The 23,930-nt window shown below is 74.4% G+C and carries 17 protein-coding genes; 7 read left to right on the top strand and 10 right to left on the bottom strand.

Features of this window, described 5'->3' with window-relative positions; genetic code table 11:
- Window positions 1–6: 6 nt before the first annotated feature.
- From WMF12_RS19530 to WMF12_RS19520, 3 genes are all read right to left on the bottom strand, one after another.
- On the bottom strand, window positions 7–1,410 hold the full coding sequence (locus WMF12_RS19530) for a hypothetical protein (protein WP_437873058.1): 1,404 nt from the start codon (window positions 1,408–1,410) through the stop codon (window positions 7–9).
- 83 nt (window positions 1,411–1,493) lie between these two features.
- A complete protein-coding gene (locus WMF12_RS19525; RefSeq protein ID WP_437873057.1) occupies window positions 1,494–3,500 on the bottom strand; it encodes a potassium transporter Kup in 2,007 nt (668 codons plus the stop codon).
- Between the two features lie 198 nt (window positions 3,501–3,698).
- Window positions 3,699–4,103 (bottom strand): hypothetical protein, encoded by a 405-nt coding sequence (locus WMF12_RS19520; RefSeq protein WP_437873056.1) that lies wholly within the window; start codon window positions 4,101–4,103, stop codon window positions 3,699–3,701.
- Between WMF12_RS19520 and WMF12_RS19515 the strand changes: the two genes are divergently transcribed.
- Window positions 4,092–4,304, top strand: coding sequence for a hypothetical protein (locus tag WMF12_RS19515; RefSeq protein ID WP_437873055.1), 213 nt, complete (start codon window positions 4,092–4,094; stop codon window positions 4,302–4,304). The genes WMF12_RS19520 and WMF12_RS19515 overlap by 12 nt on opposite strands.
- 401 nt (window positions 4,305–4,705) lie before the next feature.
- Window positions 4,706–5,533, top strand: coding sequence for an SPOR domain-containing protein (locus WMF12_RS19510; RefSeq protein WP_437873054.1), 828 nt, complete (start codon window positions 4,706–4,708; stop codon window positions 5,531–5,533).
- A 46-nt stretch (window positions 5,534–5,579) separates the two neighbouring features.
- Here the strand turns inward: WMF12_RS19510 and nikR are convergent, their stop codons facing one another.
- Window positions 5,580–6,002: a nickel-responsive transcriptional regulator NikR gene (nikR, locus tag WMF12_RS19505; protein WP_437873053.1), complete on the bottom strand. Its 423-nt coding sequence runs from the start codon at window positions 6,000–6,002 to the stop codon at window positions 5,580–5,582.
- A gap of 14 nt (window positions 6,003–6,016) precedes the next feature.
- Window positions 6,017–7,135, bottom strand: a complete 1,119-nt coding sequence (locus WMF12_RS19500) for a hypothetical protein (RefSeq protein ID WP_437747148.1) — start codon at window positions 7,133–7,135, stop codon at window positions 6,017–6,019.
- A 394-nt stretch (window positions 7,136–7,529) separates the two neighbouring features.
- On the opposite strand from WMF12_RS19500, the gene WMF12_RS19495 reads away from it, so the two are divergent.
- The 3 genes from WMF12_RS19495 to WMF12_RS19485 all read left to right on the top strand — a co-directional run bounded on the left by WMF12_RS19495 (window position 7,530) and on the right by WMF12_RS19485 (window position 13,971).
- Entirely contained in the window at window positions 7,530–8,744 is a 1,215-nt protein-coding gene (locus WMF12_RS19495) for an SPFH domain-containing protein (protein WP_437873052.1), read from the top strand.
- Window positions 8,745–8,867: 123 nt separating this feature from the next.
- Window positions 8,868–10,751, top strand: a complete 1,884-nt coding sequence (locus WMF12_RS19490; protein WP_437873051.1) for a protein kinase domain-containing protein — start codon at window positions 8,868–8,870, stop codon at window positions 10,749–10,751.
- A gap of 181 nt (window positions 10,752–10,932) precedes the next feature.
- A complete protein-coding gene (locus WMF12_RS19485; RefSeq protein ID WP_437873050.1) occupies window positions 10,933–13,971 on the top strand; it encodes a response regulator in 3,039 nt (1,012 codons plus the stop codon).
- A gap of 15 nt (window positions 13,972–13,986) precedes the next feature.
- Here the strand turns inward: WMF12_RS19485 and WMF12_RS19480 are convergent, their stop codons facing one another.
- From WMF12_RS19480 to WMF12_RS19470, 3 genes are read right to left on the bottom strand one after another with little or no spacing between them, the layout of a single operon-like run.
- A complete protein-coding gene (locus WMF12_RS19480) occupies window positions 13,987–15,099 on the bottom strand; it encodes an ABC transporter permease (RefSeq protein WP_437873049.1) in 1,113 nt (370 codons plus the stop codon).
- Window positions 15,096–17,786, bottom strand: a complete 2,691-nt coding sequence (locus tag WMF12_RS19475) for an ABC transporter substrate-binding protein (RefSeq protein ID WP_437873048.1) — start codon at window positions 17,784–17,786, stop codon at window positions 15,096–15,098. The genes WMF12_RS19480 and WMF12_RS19475 overlap by 4 nt, the downstream gene beginning before the upstream one ends.
- A complete protein-coding gene (locus WMF12_RS19470; RefSeq protein ID WP_437553997.1) occupies window positions 17,783–18,574 on the bottom strand; it encodes an alpha/beta fold hydrolase in 792 nt (263 codons plus the stop codon). The genes WMF12_RS19475 and WMF12_RS19470 overlap by 4 nt, the downstream gene beginning before the upstream one ends.
- Window positions 18,575–19,029: 455 nt before the next feature.
- On the opposite strand from WMF12_RS19470, the gene WMF12_RS19465 reads away from it, so the two are divergent.
- Window positions 19,030–19,548, top strand: a complete 519-nt coding sequence (locus WMF12_RS19465; RefSeq protein WP_272099309.1) for a MerR family transcriptional regulator — start codon at window positions 19,030–19,032, stop codon at window positions 19,546–19,548.
- Window positions 19,549–19,790: 242 nt separating this feature from the next.
- Entirely contained in the window at window positions 19,791–20,561 is a 771-nt protein-coding gene (locus WMF12_RS19460; RefSeq protein WP_437873047.1) for a sigma factor-like helix-turn-helix DNA-binding protein, read from the top strand.
- Here the strand turns inward: WMF12_RS19460 and WMF12_RS19455 are convergent, their stop codons facing one another.
- Together WMF12_RS19455 and WMF12_RS19450 are read right to left on the bottom strand one after the other, a co-directional pair.
- Window positions 20,562–23,066: a hypothetical protein gene (locus WMF12_RS19455; RefSeq protein WP_437873046.1), complete on the bottom strand. Its 2,505-nt coding sequence runs from the start codon at window positions 23,064–23,066 to the stop codon at window positions 20,562–20,564. It lies immediately after the preceding gene.
- Window positions 23,054–23,926 (bottom strand): hypothetical protein, encoded by an 873-nt coding sequence (locus WMF12_RS19450; protein WP_437873045.1) that lies wholly within the window; start codon window positions 23,924–23,926, stop codon window positions 23,054–23,056. Before WMF12_RS19450 ends, WMF12_RS19455 begins: the two co-directional genes overlap by 13 nt.
- Window positions 23,927–23,930: the final 4 nt, after the last annotated feature.

Raw genomic sequence — 23,930 nt, 5'->3', positions numbered from 1 at the left:
GACCGCTCACTCCGGGAAGAACGTCTCGATCGTCAGCGCCGGCGTCCCATCCGCGTGGACCCCGCCGAGCAGCGCGAGCGTCCCGTTCGGCGCGGGCACCACGGCCGCGCCCCGCCGCGGCTCCCGAAGCGGCAGCTCCTCGACCTGCGCCGCCGCGACGTCGACGATGAAGCTCCGCGTCAGCCCGTCCTCGCCCGCCTCGGAGCCCACCGCGAGGATGCGCCCGCCGGGCAGCGCGAACGCGGCGACGCCCCCGATGGCCGCGGTCAGCGCGGCGCCCTCGACCTCCACCGCCGCGCAGGTCGCGGCGCACCCCGGCGCGAGCCGCCGCGTGGGCGCCGCGGCGCCGCCCTGGACCCCGCCGACGAGCGCGATCTCCCCGGGACCGGTCACCGCGGCGCCCGCCCCCTCGGAGGCGTCCGGCGGAAACGGCCTCGGCGAGAACTCGGTCGCGCCGTCGCCGAGCACCTCCAGCCCCGCGCCGTCCGCGCTCCCGCCCGCGACGACCAGGCCCAGACCTTCCACCCACACGGCCGCGGCGCCGGCCCGCGCAAGGCGGAGCTTCGCCACCGAGAGCGCCCCGTCCGCGCCGACGACGAGCACCTTGTCCGAAGGCGCGCCCGGCGCTCCCGCGGCCGCGCCCGCGCGCGTCGCGCCGACCACGAACGAGCGCCCGTCCGAGGCCTCGACCGTCCGGCCGCCCGCCACCTCCGCGAACGAGCCGAGCCCCTCGGGCAGCGACGCCTCGGCGCTCTGCCCCGCCGCGACGTCGGTCCAGCTTGCGCCCTCGTCGTCCAGGGTGAGCAGCAGGTCTCCCCGCACCACGAGCGACCGCGCCGCCCGCGGGAGCGCGCCGCTGGAGGCGCTCCCGCCCCACGCGGCGAGGTCGTACGCGTCGAGCCGCGCCGGGTCGACGCTGCCCGCCGCGGCGCCCCCGGCCGCGGCCCCGCCGGTGAGGATCAGGTAGCGCTCCGCGAGCGCCGCCCCGGGCGCGCCGATGCGCGACGCCGCGAGCTCGCCCGGCGGCCGCGCCCACCGGCCGGTCCGCTGGGCGAAGAGCGGCAGCACGTCGCCCGTCACCGCGGCGAGGTAGATGCCCGCCGCGGAGCGCCCCCGCACCACGGTCGCGCCGCCCGCGTCGAGGCCGCGCACATCGAACGTGTACGCCCGCTCGGCCGGGATCTCGCCGAAATCGAGCTCGCCGCCCGGCGCCGCCGCCGCCGACACGGTGACGTCTCCCTCGGCCGCCGTCGCGGTCACCTCGATCCGGGCGACAGGCGGGTCGTCCTGGAACGCGGTCGCCTCGTGCCCCGGCACGACCTCGACCGTGAGCGTCCGCGGCCCTTCCGCGCAGCCGAGGAGCGACAGGCCGAGCGCGGGAAGGACACGGCCCAGGAGCGGGATCTTCATGAGGGCCGAGTCATAGCGCCTCGAGCGCGCGAAAGCCCAGCGGAGGTGGGCCGATCGCGCCGCGCGCCGATCTCCACCGCCCGCTACAGGTCGACCTGCACGCCGATCTCCACCACCCGCTCCGGCGGCAGCCTGAAGTAGTCGGGCACGGCGCCGGCGTTCCGCGCCATCACCGCGAAGATCGTCTCCGTGATCCTGCCCATCCGGCCCCTGTCGGTGGCGAGGATCGTCTCGCGGCCGAGGTAATACGCCACGTCCGCGAAATCGATGGGCAGCGCGTGCGCCGCCGCGGCCCGCCGCAAGAGGGCCGGCACGTCGGTCGACTGCATGAAGCCCGATCGGATGACGACCTGGTGAACCCCCTTGTCGAGGCTCGTCACGTCGAGACGATCCCTGTCGGCGACCCGCGGGACGTGCTCCGTCACGACGGTCAAGATCACCACCGTCTCGTGGAGCACCTTGTTGTGCTTGAGGTGGTGCGTCAGCGCGTAAGGCGTCTTGCCCGCGCGCGCGCTCAGGAAGACCGCCGTGCCGGGGACCCGCGCGCGGCACTTCGCGTCGAGATCGCGCACGAAGGCAGAGGCCGAGGGGGCCGCCCGCGTGAAGCGCTCGGCGAGGATCGCGCGGCCTCGCTTCCAGATCACCATCATGGCGAACAGGACCGCGGCGATGACCGCCGGCACGTACCCGCCGTCGAGGAACTTGATCAGGTTGGCCCCGAAGAACGGCAGATCGAACGAGAGGAACAGGATCAGCAGCGGCAGCGCCTTCGCGAGCGGGGCTCGCCACGTGTGCCGCATCACGACGAAGAAGACGATCGACGTGATCCCCATCGTGCCGGTCACCGCGATGCCGTACGCCGCGGCCAGCCGGCTCGACTGCTGGAAGATCAGCACGAGCGCGAGGCACCCGGCCGCGAGGGCCCAGTTCGTCAGGGGGATGTAGATCTGCCCCGCGGCCTCGCTCGAGGTGTGGCGCACCTGGGTCCGCGGCAGGTACCCGAGCTGGATCGCCTGGTGCGTGAGCGAGTAGGCGCCCGAGATCAGCGCCTGCGACGCGATCACGGTGGCCATGGCGGCGAGCGCGACCAGCGCGTAGGTGAGGGGGCCCTTCGGCACCATCGCGAAGAACGGGTTCGCGGCGGCCTCGGGCTCCTGCAGCAGGAGGGCCCCCTGGCCGAAGTAGTTGAGCACGAGCGCCGGGAGCGCGGCGGCGTACCAGGCGAGCCGGATCGGGCCGCGCCCGAAGTGCCCCATGTCCGCGTAGAGCGCCTCGCCCCCCGTGATGACGAGGACGACCGACCCGAGGATCGCGACCCCATGGAAACCGTGGGCGGCGAAGAAGCGCGCCGCGTACACGGGGTTCAGCGCGGCGAGCACCGCCGGGTTCCTGGCGATGAACACGAGCCCGAGCACGGCGAGCGCGGTGAACCAGAGGACCATGACGGGGCCGAAGACCTTGCCGACGCGCGCCGTCCCCCAGCGCTGCACGCTGAAGAGCCCGACGAGGATCGCGCAGGTGAGCGGCACGACGAACGGCTTGAGCCCGCTCGTCGCCACCTCGAGCCCCTCCATGGCGCTCAGCACCGAGATGGCGGGCGTGATGACCCCGTCGCCGTAGAGGAGCGCGGCGCCGAGCACCACGAGCCCGGCGAGCCACCCGACGCCCCGCGTCCCGCTGGCGCGCAGCCGCTCCGGCACCAGCGCGAGCAGGGCGAGGATGCCGCCCTCACCGTCGTTGTCGGCCCGCGTGATGAAGGTGACGTACTTGACCGTGACCACCATCATCAGCGACCAGAAGAGGAGCGAGAGCAGCCCGAGGACGTTGTCGGGCGTCGGCGGGACGCCGTGCGTCGCGCTCACGCACTCCTTGAGCGCGTAGAGCGGGCTCGTGCCGATATCGCCGAAGACGACCCCGAGCGCGGCCAGGGCGAGCGCGGCCTTGCCGCCGTGGTGGCCGCGCGCCGCGTCCGCGTCACGCGGAGCCGCGCCGGCCTGCGACGAGCCGTCTCGGGGCGCCGCGGGATCCGTCGCTGCGCGGAGGGCAGGCCGAGCGCCGGGAGGGCGCGCCGTGGTGTCGGGGTGGTCCATGGGGCCGAGTCATAGCGCGTCGGTGGCGCTCCGATGGATCGAATCCTCCGCGGCGGCTCGCGGGAGCCGGCGCATGATGAATGATGCGTTGAGGGGAAGCTCTCGTCGCGAGACCGAAACCGTCATCGCGGTTGCGTGTCGCCGCGCGGGTCCGCGGGCAGACCGAGATGGATTGGCCAGGTTCGTCGACCTCGACCTTCAGTCACATTCGTACTTCCACATGCAGAAGCCCTGTTCGTCCCGGAGGCCAGGCCCGTGGAACATGTGCCAGCACTCCATGCCGCTCGGGCACGTGGTGTTCTCGTCGCAGGGCAACTCGCAGACCGAGTTGCACACCGGCGTGGCGGTGCCGCTCGGCGGCCGCGGGCAGTCCTCCGCCGTTTCGCACTCGTAGTTGCATTGCGCCGCCACATCGCACCACGTCGATCCATCGTCTTGTCGCTCGGCGATGTACGCCACCCTGCACCTGCGCTCTTCACCGCTCGGTTCGGGATCCGGACAAAGGTGGGGGAGGGCGAAGTTGCCCTCGTCCCCGGAGGAAACGCAGGCAGCCCACGGCCCTTCGGTGGTCCCCTCGACGGTGGTCGCCAGGTGGACTTCCACGATCGGATCGACATGGCGGTCGCCGCACGCGGCCTGTGCGGACGCGAAGGCCGTCGACAAGCCCAGAGCTTCGTAGCCGTGATCTTCATCGGGTCCTCCACGCCGCGCGCCGACGCGCCCGGCGTCAAGATGGTCTGCGCTGAGGTCACGGCGGCTGCCACGACCACCACGGTGAATCCGAGCGTGGCGAGCTCGGCATAGACCCGGGCCATGATCGGGCCCGACCGGCGATCGGCGATCAGGACGACCTTCATGCGTGGAGGCTCCGGCGGTGGCTCCGTGATCGTGGGGCTCCGCTGGGAATGACCGAACGCCTCCTGCCGCCTCGTGACCCGATCGGCCCCCTTGAGTCACGGCAGCGCCGCGAGACGGCTCACCGCGGACGAAGCCCGCGGGGATCGGTCGGCCAGCGCGCGCCCGGCGCCAGCCGAGAACTTTCTCCGCGCGCGCCGCGCATGCGAGGCTGCCCAGCCCCGCCGAAGCGCGCGCTCGCCCGAGAGCGCTCGTCCAGCCACCGGACCTATCCGGAAGATGTAGGATAAAGTAGCACACGAAAGTTGTGGGTCGCCGTCCGGGCAGGGTAGACGGGGCGAGGAGGACGCATGAGGCGCAGCAAGGGCGAGAGCATGGACACCGGGGCGGTGCGGAACCTCGAGGAGATCCAGGAAGAGGATCCCGGGGCTCGCCCGTCGCGCGCGGGCGCGCTGGTGCTGGCCTCGCTCGGCGGGGCGTGCATCGTCTTCGCGGCGGTGGCGCTCCTGCGCGCCCCGCACCGCGAGCGGCCGGTCACCGCCGATCCGCTCGGCGATCTGGTCGCGCGCGCCCACCCGGCCGGCGTGAAGCCGGCCCCGCGCCCTGCCACGATCGGGGAGGACGTGACCTTCCCCGCGGTCCTCTCGGACGCGGAGCACCCGACGACCGCGCTCGAGGCCGTGCGCGATCCGCGGGCGGCCAAGGCGGCCACCTCCGCCGAGGCGCCCGCCGCGGAGCCCGTCCCGCCGCCTGCCGCGGACCGGCTGCCCGTGGTCCCGCTGCCGGCGCAGCACGTGCTCGGGCGTCCCGGAGGCGAGGTCGCCCCGAACGACACGCTCACCGCGATGGCCCGTCACGTGTCGCGCGAGGAGGGGCCCGAGACCGAGCGGGGGGGGCCTGGCAGCTACCAGCTCCAGGTGAGCTCGTTCAAGGACCCCACCGACGCCGAGAACTTCGCGGCGGCCCTGCGCCGGCGCGGGCACAAGGCGTACGTCGAGCCGGCGTACGTCAAGGGCCGCGGCCTCTGGCACCGGGTGCGCGTGGGCCCCTTCAAGTACAAGCGCTCGGCCGTGATCTACCGGCAGGAGTTCGAGGCCAAGGAGCGCCTCGTGACGTTCATCGTCGACCCGCCCAAGACCACGGTCAAAGTGGCCGACAGCCCCGGCGACGACGCGTAGATCAGGAGCTCTGGAGAGCCCTCCTCCATCAGCGCGCCGCCCCTCGCTACCGGCGCGGCGCCCCCGGGAGCGCCGCGGCCGGCGTGAGCGCGCAGGACAGGACCCCCTTGGCCCCGGCGAGCTGCCCGGCGAGCTCGGACAGCTCCTGCCCGCGGCCCTTCAGCACCATCACCTGGAGCAGCCGGGCCGCGTCGAGGCGGACCAGCAGGCTGGAGACCAGAGACCCCGCGCGCCGCTCCTCCAGCTCGGAGATCCGCAGCACGAGCTCCCGCACCTCGGGCTCGTAGACGAGCGTCAGCGTGGCCGCCACCTCGGCCCCCTCGTCCAGCGCGGCGCGCGTCAGGTCCGCGCGGACCAGATCCCGCAGCGCCTCCGAGCGGTTCTCGTAGCCCTGCGCGGTGATGCGCCGATCGAACTCGGCCAGCAGCGCGCGATCCATCGCCACGCCGAAGCGGACCAGGTCGCTCATCGCTCGTCCCCCGTTCAGCTCTTGCGCCGCTCGAGGTGCCGCCTCGCGGCGTCCTTCACCGGCGACGTCACGTTCTTGCTCTTCGCGATGCCCCGGAGATCGGACTCGCGCAGGTGCTGGACCAGCCGCGTCGCGACGAGCACCGGCGTCCTCGGGTTCTCGACGAGGTTCCGCTTCACCGTGTAGCTCTTCAGCCACTCGGGCGTCGTCGAGATGATCCGCAGCACCTCGTCCGAGATGTTCCGGTTGCGGCTGATGAGGACGACCTCCTCCTCCTGCATCTGCGGGCTGCGCACGGCGGCGCTGGCCACGAGGCGGTTCGAGTCGCGCACGAGCAGCATGCGCTCCTCGCGCGAGCCGAGCATCGCCCGCCGGATCCGCTGCGACATGGTCATGTCGGCGAGCCGCTTGTAGAGCGGGACGTACTGCTCCTTGATCGCCTCCTTGCCCTCCTCGTCCTCGACGTGCGTGTCGACCGGCTCGTCCGCGGCGAGCGCCTCCGCGAGCGCCTGCGTCTCGCTGAACAGCACGTCGTCCGGCGTGGGCTCGGGCGACGGCTCCGCGATGAGCTCGTCCTTGATCGCGGCGCTGACCTCGCGCCACGCCGGGATGCCCGTGAGCTCGACCCCGTTGCGGGACGCGAGATCGACGAGGCGGTCGGCGGTCGACATCCGCGTGTTCTTGTTGAGGTAGAGCTTCTCGATGACGCGCGGGTTCTTGAGCAGCCGCTCCTCGTTGACGGCGATGAGCTCCGTCACCGCCTCGCCCCCGGTCCGCGCGAGCTCCTCGAGCGTCTCCGCGGCGACGCCCGGCATCGCGCAGAGCCTCTCGACGACCGGGAGGCGGTCCGCGTACGCGCGGGCCAGCCGATCGATGACTGGCGGCTGCAGATCCGCGCCGAGCGCCCCCTGGAGCAGCGGCTCGGGGAGCGCCGCCAGCGTCTTCTCCGCGGCCTCGCGGGTCGGCTCCTCGTCGCGCGACGCGAGCAGCACGAGCACCGTCACGACGTCGCCCGGCTTGAGCCCGGGGGCGATGCCGCGCGCCGCCATTTCCCTGAGCTTCTGCGGCGCGCCCGGCTGCGCCAGCTTCTGCGCGGGCGCCGAGAGGGCGCTGATGTCGATTGGCGCGGTCATCGAGGCGCCCTCGCCAGCGCGGCCCCATGCCAGGAGGACGAGCGCTTCAGCTGCCGCACGGCGGAGCTCGGGATCCCGAAGGACGCGGGTGACACGGCCGACGCGGGTGACTCGGATGACTCGGATGACTCGGATGACTCGGATGGCGCCAGCGGCTCGAGCAGAGCTAGCAGAGCGAGCGGAGCAACGGGCATACGGTCCTCCCGGCGGGCATTGCTGCCCTGCGATCTGCGGACTATCCTGAGGCCGCTGTGTGCCTGAAAGGCGCGGCGACCGTCAACGGAGAACGAACGGCGCGGACCCTGCGCGCCGTCTGCCGGAATGAAACCCGAGGTCCCGGGGGGCAGGGGACCGGCAGATCCGTCACACCCAGCACACCGAAGAGGAGCGCGACATGGGGATTTTCGATTTCGTGAAGAGCGGCGTCCGCGAGATGATGATCGCGCGCCCGGACGCGGCGAAGCATCTCATCGTTTACAAGCACCCGGACCAGAACATCCCCTTCTGGTCGCAGCTGACGGTCGACAGCGATGAGTGCGCCCTCTTCTTCAAGGACGGCAGGTACATGGGTTACCTGCCCACAGGGCGCCACACCCTCCAGACCCAGAACATCCCGTTCCTGAACAACCTCGTCAACAAGTTCACGGGCGGGGACGTCTTCATCGCCGAGATCTTCTTCGTCAAGACGCAGCCGGTCCGCGGCGTGCCGTTCGGCGGGCCGCTGGAGTCGATGGAGGATCCCACCCTTTACGAGTTCGTGACGCCGCGCATCTTCGGTGAGTTCTCGCTGGTCGTTGTCGATCCGGTGCGGTTCGTCGTCGGGTACCACGGGCAGTGCGGCGGCAGCGGCGACAACGACGTCGTCCTGAGCTGGATCAAGGGCAAGTTCTTCATGAGCGTGAAGACCGTGATCGGCCAGGTCTGCGCGCAGCAGCAGAAGAGCCTGCTCAACCTCGGCGGCATGAGCATGGAGCTCGGCGCCCGCATCGTGCAATCCGCGCCGAACCTCGAGGAGATCGGCTGCAAGATCCTCGAGATCGGCAACTTCAACATCAACTTCTCGGCCGAGGACCAGAAGCTCCTCCGCGAGGCGAACAAGGCGCGCGGCGAGGCGCGCCGCGGCATCGGGGTCGCGCAGGACACCGCCCGCGCGAAGCAGTTCGAGCTCGATCAGCGGTTCCAGCAGGACGCGCGGTACGTGCAGCAGCTGGCGGGCAACTGGCAGAACTACGCCGCCGGCCAGGCGATGATGGGCGCCGGCCAGGGCATGGCGCAGGGCGGCGACGGCAGCGGCGTCGCGGGGCTGGGCGCCCAGGTGGCGATCGGCGCCGGCCTGGCGCAGGCGATGAACCCCGCGCTCGCGGCGCAGGGCCAGCCCCAGTTCGTGCCGCCGCACATGCAGCAGCCGGGGGCGCCGCAGGGCTACCCGGGCGCGCCGCAGGGCTACCCGGGGGCGCCGCAGGGCTACCCGGGCGCGGCGCAGGCTGCCCCCGGCGCAGCGCCGTCGATCGAGCAGCGCCTGGAGCGCCTCGGGGAGCTCAAGAGCAAGGGCCTCATCACCGACGAGGAGTTCCAGGCCCGCAAGGCGAAGATTCTCGAAGAGATCTGAGTCCTTACAAGGCGGCGCTGGCCGCCGCGCGCGGCGACCCGCGGGGAGGCGCTCCACCGCGGTCGCCAAACTGGCGCCATCTGATCCGAACCACCGAGCGCGCTTTCGGCTAGACTCGATGGGGTGCCAGTGACGCTCCGCATGGCCGGGGATGCTCAGCCCGAGATGACCGCCGGCGAGTCCGAGGCTGCCGAGCTGTTCCATCGGGAAGACATCCCGCGGCTGCACGGAGACGAATCATTTGCTCAGCCTGCGGCGCGCAGCGATGTGCCGCCAGCGCGCAGCGACCTGCCACCGGCGCGCAGCGACGTGCCGCTGCGCAGCGACGCGCCGCCGCGCAGCGAGTTGCCGTTCCGCAGCGACGTGCCGCCGCGCGGGGGGGACACACTGCCAGCGCACGTCGACGCGCGTCCGGCGCTCCCGCCGCTGCCGGCGCTCCCACCCCTGCCGGCGCGCTTCGACGGGCCGGCGCGCCGGGGGAAGGCGAAGCAGACCCCGCGCGCGCGGCGCTGCCCGACCTGCAAGCAGACCTTCTCCGGCGACTCCCGCTTCTGCCCGTTCGACGGCGATCCGCTCGCCGACGCGCCCGACTGGAATCCATCGGCCGATCCGATGCTCGGGCGCACCATCGACGGCCGCTACGAGGTGCAGGCGGTCGTGGGTGAAGGGGGGATGGGGACGGTGTACGAGGTGCGCCACAAGTCGCTCGGCCGCCTCTTCGCCCTGAAGGTGCTCCGGCGCGACATCGCGCAGGACGCCGAGCTCGTCGCCCGCTTCATCCAGGAGGCCAAGGCGGCCGCGGCGATCGGCCACCCCAACATCGTCGCGGTGAGCGACTTCGGCGCGATCGAGGTCGAGACGGGGCAGGCAGAGCTGCCGTTCTTCGTCATGGAGTTCCTCTCCGGGACCTCCCTCGCGTCGCTGCTGCGCACCGAGAAGACGCTGCCGGCCGACAGGGTCGGGCAGATCATGCTCCAGTGCGCCGCCGCGCTCGGGGCCGCGCACTCCGCGGGCGTCATCCACCGCGACCTGAAGCCCGACAACGTGTACCTCGTCCGGAACGGCGATCAGGAGTTCGTCAAGCTGCTCGATTTCGGCGTGGCGAAGGTGACCGGCGGCAAGCGGCTCACGCGCATCGGCATGGTGTTCGGGACGCCGCATTACATGAGCCCGGAGCAGGCGGAGGGGAAGCGCATCGACGCCCGCGCCGACATCTATGCGCTCGGCGTCCTCATGTACGAGTGCTTCGCGGGGCGCGTCCCCTTCGAGGCGGACACGTACATGGGCGTGCTGACCAAGCACATGTACATGTCGCCCGAGCCGCTCGAGCAGGTGATGCCCGACGCCACCGCGCTCGGCGCGTTCGGCCCGATCGTCATGCGCTGCCTCGCGAAGAACCCCGAGGAGCGCTTCTCCTCGATGGCCGACCTCGTCGAGGCCATCGAGCTCGCCCTCGATCCGCCGGGCCGCGGGGTCTCCGTCGCGCCCCCGGGCGAGCTGCCTCGCCACGAGTCGATACGGCCGCGCGCGCACGAGTCGATGCGGCCGCGCGCGCACGAGTCGATACGGCCGCGCGCGCACGAGGAGGTGCTCGCCCCGGTCCAGGCGCCCGCGGAGCCGTCCGAGCCGCTCTCGATGGCCGCGCGCGTGGCGATCGCGCTCGCGGCGGTCCTCGTGCCCATCGTCATCGCCCTCGGCGTCCGCGCCTTGCGCGCCTCGGCGCCCGAGGAGCAGCCCCAGGCCGCCGCCGACGACGCTCCCGGCGGCGCCCTCCCGGCGGAGACGGCGCCCGCCAGGGCGATCGACGAGCCGCCCGCCGCGCCCGCGGCCGCGACGGCGGCGCCCGCGCCGACCGCGCAGGAGCCGCCCCGCACCCAGGGCACAGCCGCCCCGATCCCGGCGAAGCCGACCGCGGCGACGGCCCGTCCGTCGGCGACCGCGGCGCCCACGGCCTCCATGGTAAGGCCGCAAGCAACCGGCGATATCGTCGATCCCTGGAAGCGCTGATCGCCCGATCGGCGCGCGACGAAACCTGGCCTTCCCAGCCGTCCTGTGTGCACGATGGACGACGTCGAGCACCGGGCCCGCGGCCGCGGGACAAGCGATCGACGGCAGCGGCGACGCTCAGGGCGGAGCGCTTGACAGCGTCCGTTCGGGCTCGCCATCCTTCGCGAGGCGGAAACCTCTAGTGGCCAAGCAACAGCTCCTCCTGGTCGACGCGGATCCGCGCAGCGTTCGGGTCCTCGAGGTCAGCCTGAAAAAGGCCGGTTACAGCGTGACCACCGCGAAGGACGGAGCGGACGCTCTCGCGAAGCTCGAGGTCTCCACGCCGGACCTCGTCCTCAGCGACACGCGCCTCCCCAACGTGGACGGATATGCCCTCGTCCGCAAGATGAAGGAGCACGCCGACTGGGCCTCGATCCCGGTCGTCTTCCTCACGAGCCAGCGGTCCATCGAGGACAAGATCCGCGGGCTGGAGCTCGGCGTCGAGGACTACCTGACCAAGCCGATCTTCGTGCGCGAGCTCATCGCGCGCGTGACGCTGCTCCTCGCGCGGCGGACGCGCGAGGGGATCACGACGCGCCACTTCTCGACGACGGGGCGGACCAGGTTCTCCGGGTCGATCCTCGACATGAACGTCGTGGATCTGCTGCAGACGTTCGAGGTGAGCCGGAAGAGCGGGATCGTCCACCTGTCGCACGCGGACAACGAGGCGCAGGTCTACTTCCGCGAGGGCAAGGTCGTCGACGCGACGCTCGGCCGGCTCTGCGGCGAGGAGGCCGTCTACCGCGCGCTCCTGTGGAACGAGGGGACGTTCGAGGTCGAGTTCTGCAAGGTCGACAACCCCGACGGGATCGAGACGTCGACGCAGGGCCTCCTCATGGAGGGCATGCGCCGCGTCGACGAGTGGGGCCGGCTCCTCGAGGCGCTGCCGTCGCTCGCGACCGTCTTCGAGGTCGACAGCGAAGAGCTCCTGGAGCGGCTGAACGAGATCCCCGACGAGCTGAACGGGATCCTGCGCCTGTTCGACGGCAAGCGCACGCTGATGCAGGTGGTCGACGCGTCCCCGTTCGAGGATCTCTCGACGCTCTCGACCATCTCGAAGCTCTACTTCGAGGGGCTGCTGGTGCCCGCCGCCGCGCTCCCGCCCGACGACGTGGTGCCGAGCGAGCCGGAGGCGGCGTTCCACGACGAGTTCTCGCCGCTCTCGTCGCCGTCGAGCGCGCGGCGCTCCAACTACCCCGAGGGGAGCCCGGGGAACGCCGGCTCCGACGACCTCGAGGACGCCGCCGTGGTCCCGGCGCCGCTCTCGAACCGGGTCTCTCCGGCGGTGCTCCCGCGCTCCCGGCCCGGTCACGAGCTGCACGCGCCGGCGGGGGACCCCGACGCGGAGTCCCCCGGCCGCCCCGTGACGACCCGCAGCGCGGTGCACGGGCCAGGGGCGGTCGGCCGAGCGGCCAGCGCGAGCGCCGCCGTGGCGCGATCCGCGCCGGAGGGGGCGCGCGCGCCGTCGGAGCCGCCGCGGAGCGCCGTGTCGGCCGCGACGGCGCGCTCCGGCGCGGCGGGTGGCCGCGCGCCGTCGGAGCCGCCGCGGAGCACCGTGTCGGCCGCGGCGGCGCGCGCCGGCGCGACAGGGGGCCGCGCGCCGTCGGATCCACCGAGGAACGCCGTGGCGCGCCCTGTCGCGGCGGGTGGCCGCGCGCCGTCGGATCCACCGAGGAACGCCGTGGCGCGCCCTGTCGCGGCGGGTGGCCGCGCGCCGTCGGAGCCGCCGAGGAACGCCGCATCGCCTGCCGAGGCCGCCCGGGTTACGCGGCCGCGCGCCGAGGTCGATCTCGACAAGGACACCACGCTCGCGAGCAGCGATGAGGCCCCGCTCACGCGACCGCTCGTGACGCCGCGCAGCTTCGCACAGAAGCAGCGCTCCACGAGGAGCGACAGGCCCGTGGCCGCGGCCGCTCCCGCCGAGCAGCGCGTTCGCTCCACGCCCCCCGAGGCGCCCGCAGCGGCGCTGCCCGAGCCCGCGGCGCCGCCCGCGCCTGCGGCGGCGCCGCCTGTGCTTGCGGCGGCAGCGGGCGTCGCGTCGCCCGCTGGCGAGGAGCGCACCCCGGCGGCGTCGACGAGCCCCACGCTGCGCCCCCGCCCGCCGAGCGACGCGCCGCCGCCCGTCGCCGTCCCGCGCGCGGCGGAGCGTGCGCTGGCGCCGCAGCCCGTCGAAGCGAAGGCCGGGGAGGCGCGCCCGATCGAGGCCTCCCCGCCGCCGCTGCCGGTGCCGGACGCCGCCCCGGCGGCGAGCCTCGCGGCGGCGCCGGACGACGCGCCTCCTGGCGACCGCGGGCCGATCAGCGAGAGCGAGCGCTTCTTCCTCGGTGGCGGGGTGGACGCGCCGGAGGGGATGGCGGCGCGGGAGCATCCCTCGGCCGAGGACGCCGACACGACCGCCGGCGCAGTCGAGGCCACGCTCTTCGGGCCCCGCCACGAGGAGCGCCGGGCCCGCATCGCGCGGATCGTCGCCGGCCTGGTCACGGCGCTCGCGCTCGGGGCCGCCGGCGTGTGGCTGGTCGGCCAGACGGGGCGCCCCGTGCCAGCGGCGCCGGTCCATGCGCCATTGCCGGAGGAGGGGCCGGCGGGGCAGCACTCCGCGGCGGTGCCCGCGGCGGCTCTGGCCGCGTCGGAGCCGGAAGGAGAGCCGGCGGCCGCTGCCGCGGCGGGGCTCTCCGCAGCGACCCCCGCCGACGCCCCGGCGGGCCAGCCGGCCGCGCCAGCCTCGGCGAGCGCGCGGGCGAAGCCTGCCGCGGCGAGCCCCGCGCCGGCCGGAGCGCCTTCCGAGCACGCTTCGCACGCGCCGACCACCCACGCCGCGCCGCCGAGCGCGGCGGCGACCGCGGGCCAGGCCGCCGCACCGACGCGGGAGCCGGAGCCCTCGGCTGCCCCGCCCGCGTCGGCGCCTGCCGCGCCCGCGCCTGCCGCGCCGGACGAGGAGGGCGGGCCCCTCTCGACGCGCGTGATGCGCGCCCTGGAGTCGGGGCAGACCGGCAAGGCGGTGCAGCTCGCGCAGCAGCTCACCGCCGCTTCCCCGGGGAGCGCCGCGGCGTGGCACCTGCGCGGCGCCGCAGAGCAGGCGGCAGGGCGCGGCGGGCGGGCCTCGTTCCGCAAGTGCGCCGAGCTCTCCTCGCCCGAGTCCTCGCTCGGCGCCGAGTGCCGCGCGCTCGCCGGCATGCCGTGAGCGTGCGGTCCGCGCTCAGCGCGATCGCGACCTGAGCCGGGGATCGAGGGCCAGCGCCGCCACATCGAGCGCCACGGTGGCGAGCACGATGGCGGCCGCGGAGAAGAGCACCGTCCCGACGATGACCGGGCCGTCCCGGTTCTGGAGCGCCTCGACCGCCATGCTGCCGACGCCGGGCCAGCGGAAGAGCTTCTCCGTGACGATCGCGCCGCCCGCCAGCGCCCCGAGGTCGAGCGCGGCGAGCGTGGCGAGCGGCAAGAGCGCGTTGCGCAGCGCATGGACGACGAGCGCGCGCAGGCGAGAGGCGCCCTTGGCCCGCGCGGTGCGGATGAAGTCCTGGCGGAGCAGCGTCCGGAGCTCCTCGCGGACGATGCGCGCGTAGAGGGCGCTGCCGAACACGCCGAGCGTCAGCGCCGGCAGGACGAGGGAGCGCAGGTGATCGGCCGCCGTGGCGCCGTACCCGTCGTACGGCAAGAGCCGGAGCTTGTAGGCGAGCACGTACTGGAGCGCGGGGCCGATCACGAAGGTCGGCGCGCTGGCGCCGAGCAGGGTGGCGCCGAGCGCCGCGTCCTCCCAGGCCGTCCCGCGGCGGACCGCGGCGACGATCCCGAGCGAGAGGCCGAGCAGGAGCTGCACCAGCAGGGCGGCCAGCGCGAGCTCGACGGATCGCGGCACCTTCGCCTCGAGCAGATCCACGACCGGCTTGCGGTAATGGAAGCTGTAGCCGAGGTCGACGTGCAGGCCGAGCGGCCCCGCCGCGCAGCTGCGGTGCTCCGGATCGGCGCGCGCGCCCGCGTGGGCGCCAGGGGCTCCGCCGTCGCCGCCCCCCGCGGGGCCGAGGTGGACGAGCCGCCGGACGAACCGCGCGAACTGCACGGGGACCGGGCGATCGAGCCCGTGGATGGCCCGCGCGCGCTCGAGGTCCGCCGCCGAGGCCTGCGGTCCGACGAGCATCCGCGCGGCGTCTCCCGGGAGGAGGTACGCTATCCCGAACGAGACGGCGGTGACCCCCGCGATGACGATCGCGGCCCAGCCGAGGCGCCGGAGCAGGCGCGCGAGCGCGGAGCCCACCGCGGAGGCGCGGCCCGATCGGGGCGTGAGGGCACGGCGCGCGCGCGGGGTGCTCATCGGGGAAGGGCCGCGCGCGCGAGCAGCGCGCGGAGCGGCGTCGCGGTTCGTGGCGCGGCCGCGCGCGGCCCTCCGCCGGCCCCGGGCCGCGCGGACGGGTCGAGCCAGACCTCGTGCAAGCGGGACGTGAGCGCGGCGGCGCCCTCGTGGCCGCGCACGTAGGGGTGCCAGAGCTCGAGCTGCCGCGCCGTGTACGTGGGCACCCAGGGCGCGCGATCGCGGACGATGCGCTCGGCGCGGTCGTACAGCGCGAGGCGCCGCGCGCGATCCTGCTCGGCGTGGGCGGCGTCGAGCGTGCGATCGAGCTCCTCGTCGCTGAAGAAGGCGTAGTTCTGCGAGCCCTCGTCGCGGATGGCGCGCGTCGAGAGCGTCGGCTCGAAGACGCTCGCCGGGTCGGGGAAATCGGCCTGCCATCCGACCCAGCCCATGGGGACGGCGCGGCGCCGCGAGGCCTCGGCGAGGTAGGTCGCCCAGCTGACGAGCCGCAGGCGGACGCGGAGGCCGATCCTGGCGAGCTGCTGCTGGACGATCTCGCCGATCGCCTGCTCCAGCGTGTCCGGGACCGCGATGTAGTCGATGACGCCCGGGTAGCCGCCCCTCCCGGTCGCCGGGTCGTACGGGTAGCCGGCCGCGGCCATCTGCTCGAGCGCGCGCGGGAGGTCGTGCTGCCGCATCGGCGCGTCGCGCGGGGGGCCCGGGATCGACGGCGGCAGCACCCGGTCGAGCGCGAGCAGATCGGGGCGCACCTTCTCCAGCACGGCGGGGTCGAGGGCGAACGCGACAGCGCGCCGGACGGCGAGCTGGTCGAACGGCGCGAGCTCGGTGTTGAGGAAGACGGCGTTGGTCCTGTCCCGCGTCACCCAGCGCCTCTGCCCCTCCCACCCGGGCGCGGCGCGGTAGGCCGCCGCGTCGATCGCGGTCAGCTCGCGCAGGACGTCGAGCTCGCCCTCCTCGAACTTGTAGCGCTGGGTCGTCGCGCGCACGCCGGTCTGCCACGCGATGGCGTCGAGGTACGGCAGGCCCGGGCGGAAGTACCCCTCGTGGCGGGCGAGCCCGATGCCGCCGTCCTGGTCCCACCGCGCGACGCGGAACGGGCCGGCGCCGCACGGCGGCGGCGGGCTCGCCGCGTCGACCGCGGCCCCGGACGAGGGGCACACCGGCGCCATGAACGCGAGCGTCATGAGGGGCAGGAACGTCGCGTCCGGCGCGCGCAGATCGATCGCGACGGCGTGATCGCCGAGCACCCGCACGCCGGCGAGGTGCGGCGCCGCGCCCGCGTGGTACTCGGCGAAGCCCTCGATCATGTCGTACTGGCTCGCGCCCGGGCTCGGCGTCCTCGGGTGGAGCGTCCGCTCGATCGAGCGCTTCACGTCGGCGGCGCGGAGCTCCGCGCCGTCGTGGAACCGCACGCCCTCGCGCAGCGTGAAGACGTACGTCCGCCCGCCGCGCTCCACCTCGATCGCGCGCGCGAGATCGGGCGTGATGCGGCCGCCCTGGTCCCACGTGACGAGGCGGGCGAAGACGAGCTCTGCGACGGCGCTCGAGAGCTCGTCGTAGGCGAGCGCCGGATCGAGCGCGCGCGCGTTGACCGTGGTCGCGAGGCGCAGCGTCCCGCCGCGCACGGGCGCGCCGGGCGCCGGCTCGCCGCCGAGGGGCGCGCGGACGCCGCCCGCCGAGCCGCCCGAGAGCAGGAGCAGCGCCGCGCCCGCGACGAGCAGATCGACCGGCAGACGACGGCCGCGCGGGAGCGCCGCGCCGGCTGGATCGAGCGCGTCGCGGAGCCCCTCGCTCGCGCGGTGGAAGCCGAGCACGGCGAGCACGATGGCGAAGCCCGGCGCGGCCACAAGGAGCGGCCTTACCCCGAGGTACGGCTCGGCCTCGTGCAGCATGCGGCCCCAGGTCGCGGTCGGCGGCTGCGCGCCGACGCCCAGGTAGCCGAGGGCGGCCTCCGCGAGGATCATCTGCCCGGCGCTGATGGTCGCGAGCGCGAGCAGCGTCCCGCCCACGTTCGGCAGGACGTGCCGCCGGACGATGTGCAGCGGCCCCGCGCCGAGCGCGCGCGCCGAGGCCACGAAATCGCGCTGCGCGAGCTCTGCGGTCTTGGCCCGGACGACCCGCGCCGCCCCGGTCCACCCCGTGAGGCCGAGCACGAGCAGGATCGTCCCCACGTCCGCGCGCCCCACGGCGACGCCGATCGCGGTCACGAACAGGAGGTACGGCAGGGCGAGGATCACGTCGACGAGCCGCATGAGCGCGCCGTCGAGCGCGTCCGCCCGCGTGCCGGCGGCCATGCCGGCCGTGACGCCGACGAGCGCGCCGAGCCCCGTGGCGAGGGCCGTGGACGAGAGCGCGACGGCGAGCGAGAGCCGCGCGCCGTGCGCGAGGCGCGCGAGCAGGTCGCGGAAGAGCGGGTCCGTCCCGAGCCAGTGGGCGGCCGACGGCCCGGGCGGCGCTCCGGAGGCGTCGCGGGCCAGGGTGAAGTCGCTCGCGTTCGGGTCGTGGGGGATGACGGCCGGCCCCACCGCGGCGAACAGCGAGAGCAGCGCGACGATCCCGAGGCCGAGCAGCGCCGAGCGGTCCCCGAGGAACCGCCGCGCCGCGTCCTCGCCGAGGACGGCGCGCCCAGCGCGCCCGGCCGCTCGCGCCGCGCCGCGCGAGAGCCGAGCCCAGCGCGCCGTCGCCGTCACCGCTTCCCTTCGAGGAACTGCGTCACGAGCGCGACGAACTCCCCCGGCCGCTCCTCGTGGGGCGAGTGCCCGGCGTCCATGATCTCGAGCATCGCGCCGGAGATCTCGCGGGCGAGCCGCTGCGCGCTCGCCGCCGGGAAGATGCGATCGTCGCGCCCCCACACGACGAGGGTCGGCGCCGTGATCCGGGTGAGGCGCGCGACGACGGGGCGCGCGTCGAGCACCGCGCGCATCACCGCGTGGGCGCTCTCGCGCGCCGAGGGGGCGTTGAAGAGATCGTAGTGCCGGTCGACGCGCGAGAGCGGCACGGCCGCGTCCGCCCGGAACACGTCGTCGCGGAAGTACGACCGGAACGTGCCGCGGCCGTGGAGCTGCTTGAAGACGATGCCGCCCACGACCGGCAGGAGCGGGAGCTTCATCTTGAAGCTCATCGGGAACGGGTAACAGAGCGCGTCCTCAAGGACGAGCCGCTGCACGAGCTCCGGGTGGTTGGCGGCCAGCGTGATCGCGACGGCGGCGCCCATCGCGTGGCCGACGAGGTGCGCGCGGCCGACGCCGAAGGCGGCGATGAGGTCGGCCACGGCCTCGGAGAACGTCTCGATGCCGTAGGCGTACCGCGCCGGGCTCGGCTTCTCGCTCTCGCCGAAGCCCGGCAGGTCCGGGGCGATGACGTGGAACCGCTGGGCCAGCGTGTCGATCACGTCATCGAACTCCAGGTGGCTGACGAGGAAGCTGTGGATCAGCAGCAGCGCCGGGCCGTTGCCCGCGCCGGCGACCAGGACCCGCATCCTGACACCCCGGGCGGTGACATCCCTGATGACGCGTTCGACGGGTCGGGGGGCGGCGGGAGAGGCCGAGCCCCGACCCTCGCTGGCGAGGGCTTTGGCCATGGTGGCGGCGAGACTATCAGCCCTTTTGTCTGAAAGGACCGATGTGTGTCAGGGTACGGGGCATGCCGCTCCACGAGCCCCGCTGGGTGTCGGGCGCCCCCCTGCTCGCACCCATTGCACCGAGCGTCGCTTTTTTCCCCTCACGGCCCCCGACCCGCGTCGTGCCGGGCGGGCCGACGCGTCGCTCCTACGGACGAAAAATGTCCGAGGTATGTCAAGAACCCCGGCAAAGCACCGCGTCTCGCGACAGCCACACAATAATCGTAGTCGCGTCAATTGACTGTATTCCATTCAGTGGAATAGAGTCGCCCGCGTCGGTTGGGTAGGGCCTCCGGCAATCGATGGGAGGACCGGTGCAGAGGATCCCTGAGGAGGTGCTTGAGCGCATCGAGCGGGAGCACGCCCAGGGGATCACATCGAGCGATATCCTCGAGCTGTTCGCGGCTCATGGCATCAAGTTCAGCGAGGCGACGCTCCGGAAGTATGTGCAGCTCGGCTTGCTCCCGCGCAGCGTGCGGGTGGGGCGCAAGGGCAAGCACCAGGGCTCGCAGGGGATGTATCCGGCCACGGTAGTCCGCCAGGTTCAGCGCATCAAAGAGATGATGGCCCAGGACTACACCATCGAAGAGATCCAGCGTGAATTCCTGTTCGTGAGAGGTGATATCGAGGAGCTCGAGCGCACGATGGCCAAGGTCTTCAATGCGCTCAGGGATGCCGCCAAGGAGAGGCGGAGCGAGACGAGCGGCAGGGCGATAGCCCAGGACCTCGCGAGCGCAGAGTCGCTCGCGCGGGAGCTCGTCGCCAAGCTGGCGTTGATAGAAGAGCGCTTGATGGCGCAAGCGCGGCTCACGAAACAGGCGGCTTCCTCTTGAGGGGCCGAGTCGCGGGGCTTTCGTCGTCGTGAAGTACATGGGGCCGCGGGCGCGGCCCCGCCTGGGTTTGATGCGATCGACGGGACGAGCATCGGCTCGTTTCGTCGCAATTTTTTAGGGACGGCATCCGGCTTTACGTCGGGCTTAAGGAGCGGATCCCTCTGCGTTCGAGCTGGGACTCGGACGTACGGGGAGAGACGCGCGCGCTTGAGAGCGGAGACGCTACCAAACGGAGGCAGCGCATGGCGACGGTGTCTGACAGCGAGCTCGAGATCTTCGGCCTGGACGGTGCGGATGCGGCGGAGGGCGATCGCGACCCAGCGGGCTCAACGGAGCCCGTCGTGGAGGGCGCGCTCGCGCTCCAGGCCGACCCCGCGGAGTCGGGGAACGCCATCACGCGCGAGCAGCGCAGGTCGCGGCGGAAGCGCGAGATCCGGGCGCGGACGATCAGCGTCAAGCGCATGACCAAGCGCGAGCTCGAGATCGGCCGGATGCTCTACCCCGAGACCGACTACTACAAGCCGCGGGCCCGCGCCGAGTGCGTCGACGGTCCGAGGCCGTGCCCGTACGTCTCGTGCCAGCACCACCTCTATCTCGACGTCTCCGCCAGGACGGGCGCCATCAAGCTGAACTTCCCCGATCTCGAGGTCTGGGACATGAACGAGACGTGCGCGCTCGACGTCGCGGATCGCGGCGGCACGACGCTCGAGGACGTCGGGGCGATCATGAACCTGACCCGCGAGCGGATCCGCCAGGTCGAGGTCAAGGCGCTCGCGAAGCTAGAGGCGCTGAAGGACATGATGGCGCTGCGCGATTTCGTCGACGAGGGTCCGGTCGGCAAGCGCCGGCTCCCCGTGCTGACCCAGCCGGACGAGGACGAGGACGAGGACGAGGTCGACGAGGACGAGGCCACGGGCGCGGACGGCGACGCCGAGGACGATGGCCCCGAGCCGACCCGCGCTGGGCGGCCGGCCGAGATCGAGGACGCCGGCGACTTCGACGGCGGGGAGTGATCAGTCGGGCCGGGCCTCGACGGTCACGATCGCGTCCGCGCCGAGCGCGCCCGCCAGGAAGGCGCGCCACGCGGCCAGCGTGATTTTCGCGGCGGCCGCGCGGGAGGGGCGGCCGTTGAACAGGTGGATGAGCCGGCGCCGGGGCTCCGCGAGCGCGTCGCGCTCCCGCCGGGCGAGGTGGGCCTGGGCGCGGCCGAGATCGGCGTCGGTCACCCGCTGCGCCAGGCCGGCGAGGAGCTCCTTCGCGCGGGCCGAGGCCTCGCTCAGCTCGCCGGCCTCTGCCCTGATCTCGACGGCGAGCGCCGCGGCGCGTGTCCCGCCGAGGACGCGCGCGCTCGCGCGGGCCGCGAGCGGCCGCTTCGTCGGCGCTGCGCTGGCTGGAGCCGGGGACGCCGTGCTCGCCGCGGGAGAGAGCGCGGCCGCGAGCAGTCCGCCTTCGCCGTTGAGGGCGAAGGCCGTGAGCTCGGCGAGCTCGCGCGCCGTGGGAGAGGCCTCGCGCGCCGCAGGGAGCCGCGCGCCGACGACGGCCTGCGACAGGGCCGCCCCGGCCGGCAGGCGGGCGTCGTGGTGACCGAGCCGGGGCACCACCGCGCCGTCCGGTGAGCCGCACCCGCGCGGGGTGAGCCGCGGCGCGAGCCAGCGCTCGGCGGCCTCCGCCGCGGCGGCCGCCTGGGAAGCGTCGGCGTTCGCGAGGACGGCGAGCCGGAGCGGGCCGGTCGCGAGGGCCTGCCAGCGGAGCTGCACGGTCTCGAGCGCGCCGCTCGCCACCCGGTCCCAGACGCCGAACGGCTCGATCCAGGACGGGTGGTCGGGCGCGATCGCGGAGGCGAAGGCCTCGAGCGCCGCGGCCCGCCCTCCGGAGAGGTGCTCCAGGTGCTGGAGCGCCGCGGCGCGCGCCAGCGTGAGCGCCTCGGGGCCCAGCGTGGTCGCCGCGACCGCGCGCGCGGCGGCGTTCGCCACGCGGCGCCCGAGCTCGGCCGGGGTCTCGCGCTCGTCGCGGAACGGCGCGTGCGCGATCACGCCGACGGCATCCGCCGTGACCCACGGCTCGATCGTGACGTCGAGCTCGCGCCGCCGGGTCTGCACGGCGGCGAGCGCGGCGAGCGCCGTCGCGCCGGCGTCGTACAGCCCCTCCTCGGCGACGCCGCACGGGCTCCCGAGCAGGACCCAGACCTCGCCTTGCCCGCGCTCGACCAGCGCCCGCCGCTCCAGGGAGGGCTGGGCTCCCGGCGCGAGCGCGCGCGAGAGCTCGGCCTCGAAGCGCCGAGCGCCGGCCTCGCCCGGCGCCGCGGGCTTCGGCGGGTCGGCGCTCGGAGGGAGGCCGAGCGCCGTCGCCCACCGCTCCGGCGGCGCGCCCGGGGCGCTCCCCGAGAGCGCCCACCACGCGGCGCGCGCGCCGGCGTCGCGAGGGTCCTGCGCGGTGAGGACCTGACGCGTGGCGACGTCGGGGTTCGGCGGCGCCGAGAAGCCGCGGCGGATCTCCTGCCGCGCCACCGCGGCCGCGAGCGCCGCCGAGGCCTCGACGGGCGGGGCCGTGGGCAGATCGGCGGCCTCGATGGTCACGCTCACGCAGCCGCCGCGCGGGCGGGCGACCCCGAGCACCTCGACGGCGCGAAATGGGGAGGGGAGCGCCGAGAGGCGCGCGCGGAGCGGGGACCCAGGCGCGCCGAGCCGCTCCGCCGCGGCGACGGCCGCCTGGGGGCTCGCGACGCGCGCGGCCACGGTCACGCGGGCGGCGCGGCGTCCGAGCTGGTTCGTCGTGTACACGCCGACCGTGTCCGCCGCCGGCCAGGGGTCCGTGGGCGGGCCGCCCGCCGGCCAGGCGTCGATGCCCTCCGCCGCGCGCGCCGCCTCCTCGCAGAACGCGGCGGGGCCGACGGCGGCGATCGAGGTGCGCCCGGCGTGCAGCGCCGCGGCGCGCCACCCCTCGAGCTCGCGCGCGCCCGCGGGCGTCGCCAGATCGACCACGGGCTCGGCGCCCGCGAGGCCCAGCTGGCCGGTGCAGGCCGCGATCGGCGAGAGCTCCGGCGCGTCGAGCGGGCTCGATCGGAGCGCCTGCGTCCGCTCCGCGGCCCGGGCGACCTCCGGGCTGCCCGCCGCGATGGGCTGCGCGAACGCCGCCGACAGCGCGCGCAGGAACGGCGTGACGCGCGCCGCGTCCCTGACGAGCAGGCGCACGCGGAAGGCGCTGCGGTCGATGCGCGCGTCCACGTCGAAGCCGGCGGCGAGCAGGCGCGCCTCGACCACGCTGGCGAGCGCCGTCGTCGCGACCGAGCCGAGATCGGTCGCGACCGAGACGACGAGCGCGGGCGCGGGATCGCCGTCGCGCGAGACGAGCGCGAGCCGCGGCCGGGCGTCGAGGTGGCGCACCTCGATGCGCCCGACGCTGCCCTCGGGCGTCGAGGCGAGGGCGTGCCCCGGCGCCGGCGGGCCGCCGGGCGCCGCGCCGCGGCAGGCTGCGAGCAGGACGAGCGGCGAGAGGAGCGCGGGCCTCAGGGAGCGCATGCGTCGTCGGAGGGCAGCGGCGCGCCTTCCAGCTGGAAATCGGCCGGGCAACGCGGGGCGATCTTGAAGCCGTAGAAGTAGGTGAGCACGCCGGTGACGGACCGGAAGGAGGCGCCGTCCGCGAGCGGCGGCCCCTCGCGCTCGAGATCGTAGAGCTCGTTCGAGAGGCGCGGGACGTCGGCGGGGCGCACGCCGGTCCCGACGTCGATCGACGCGGCGTAGCGGCCGTCGCGGTTCGAGGGGTCGCCGGCGATCCTGACGCCCTCGACCCGCACGAGCATGCCGATGTACGGGCGCGCCGACGCGTAGCCCCTCAGGTCGTCGAGGGGCACGCGGATCGGGACGGCGGGGCGGTCCTCGAAGCGGAAGCTCATGGTCCCGCCGAGCTCGGGCAAGGTGCGGCAGCCGCCGAAGCGGCCGGCGGAGGGGCCGAGGAACTCGGTGAGCTCGCCGAGCACGTCGACGACGTCGCCGGGGATGAGCCGCAGATCCGGGGGGTCGAACGCGGGCTGGAAGACCGTCATCCCCGAGTAGGGGACCGGCTTGTCGGCGCTGTCTTGCACGTAGTGGTTGCCGCGCGCGCCCTCGCCGGTCTCGTCGAAGCTGTCGATGGCGACGAGGGTGGCGCCGGTGACGTGGGCGCGGCGAGCGGGCGGCGCGGCGCAGCGCCGGCTCTCTTCGTCCTCCGGGTCGAGCCACCCGGCGTCACCGACGATCTCGGCGACGCGCGCGCCGCCGCCGCGCTCGTCGGCGAGGGGGATCGCGGGGGCATCTCCGTCGCCGCCGCCGCACGCGCCGAGCAGCGGGGCGGCGGCCGCGATGAGCGGGAGCGCGGAGGAGGTGCGGGGCGGGCGAGCCATCCTC

The sequence above is a fragment of the Sorangium sp. So ce363 genome, from assembly GCF_051520435.1.
Taxonomy (GTDB): Bacteria; Myxococcota_A; Polyangia; order Polyangiales; family Polyangiaceae; genus Sorangium; species Sorangium cellulosum_B.
Note: the sequence above shows the minus strand (reverse complement) of the source record. Positions and strands in the feature narration are given on the sequence as shown.

Bases quoted from the DNA above. Each gene is read 5' to 3' on its own strand.
- WMF12_RS19530 (WP_437873058.1), bottom strand. From the start codon at position 1,410: ATGAAGATCCCGCTCCTGGGCCGTGTCCTTCCCGCGCTCGGCCTGTCG.
- WMF12_RS19525 (WP_437873057.1), bottom strand. From the start codon at position 3,500: ATGGACCACCCCGACACCACGGCGCGCCCTCCCGGCGCTCGGCCTGCC.
- WMF12_RS19510 (WP_437873054.1), top strand. From the start codon at position 4,706: ATGAGGCGCAGCAAGGGCGAGAGCATGGACACCGGGGCGGTGCGGAAC.
- nikR (WP_437873053.1), bottom strand. From the start codon at position 6,002: ATGAGCGACCTGGTCCGCTTCGGCGTGGCGATGGATCGCGCGCTGCTG.
- WMF12_RS19500 (WP_437747148.1), bottom strand. From the start codon at position 7,135: ATGACCGCGCCAATCGACATCAGCGCCCTCTCGGCGCCCGCGCAGAAG.
- WMF12_RS19495 (WP_437873052.1), top strand. From the start codon at position 7,530: ATGGGGATTTTCGATTTCGTGAAGAGCGGCGTCCGCGAGATGATGATC.
- WMF12_RS19480 (WP_437873049.1), bottom strand. From the start codon at position 15,099: ATGAGCACCCCGCGCGCGCGCCGTGCCCTCACGCCCCGATCGGGCCGC.
- WMF12_RS19470 (WP_437553997.1), bottom strand. From the start codon at position 18,574: ATGCGGGTCCTGGTCGCCGGCGCGGGCAACGGCCCGGCGCTGCTGCTG.
- WMF12_RS19460 (WP_437873047.1), top strand. From the start codon at position 19,791: ATGGCGACGGTGTCTGACAGCGAGCTCGAGATCTTCGGCCTGGACGGT.
- WMF12_RS19455 (WP_437873046.1), bottom strand. From the start codon at position 23,066: ATGCGCTCCCTGAGGCCCGCGCTCCTCTCGCCGCTCGTCCTGCTCGCA.
- WMF12_RS19450 (WP_437873045.1), bottom strand. From the start codon at position 23,926: ATGGCTCGCCCGCCCCGCACCTCCTCCGCGCTCCCGCTCATCGCGGCC.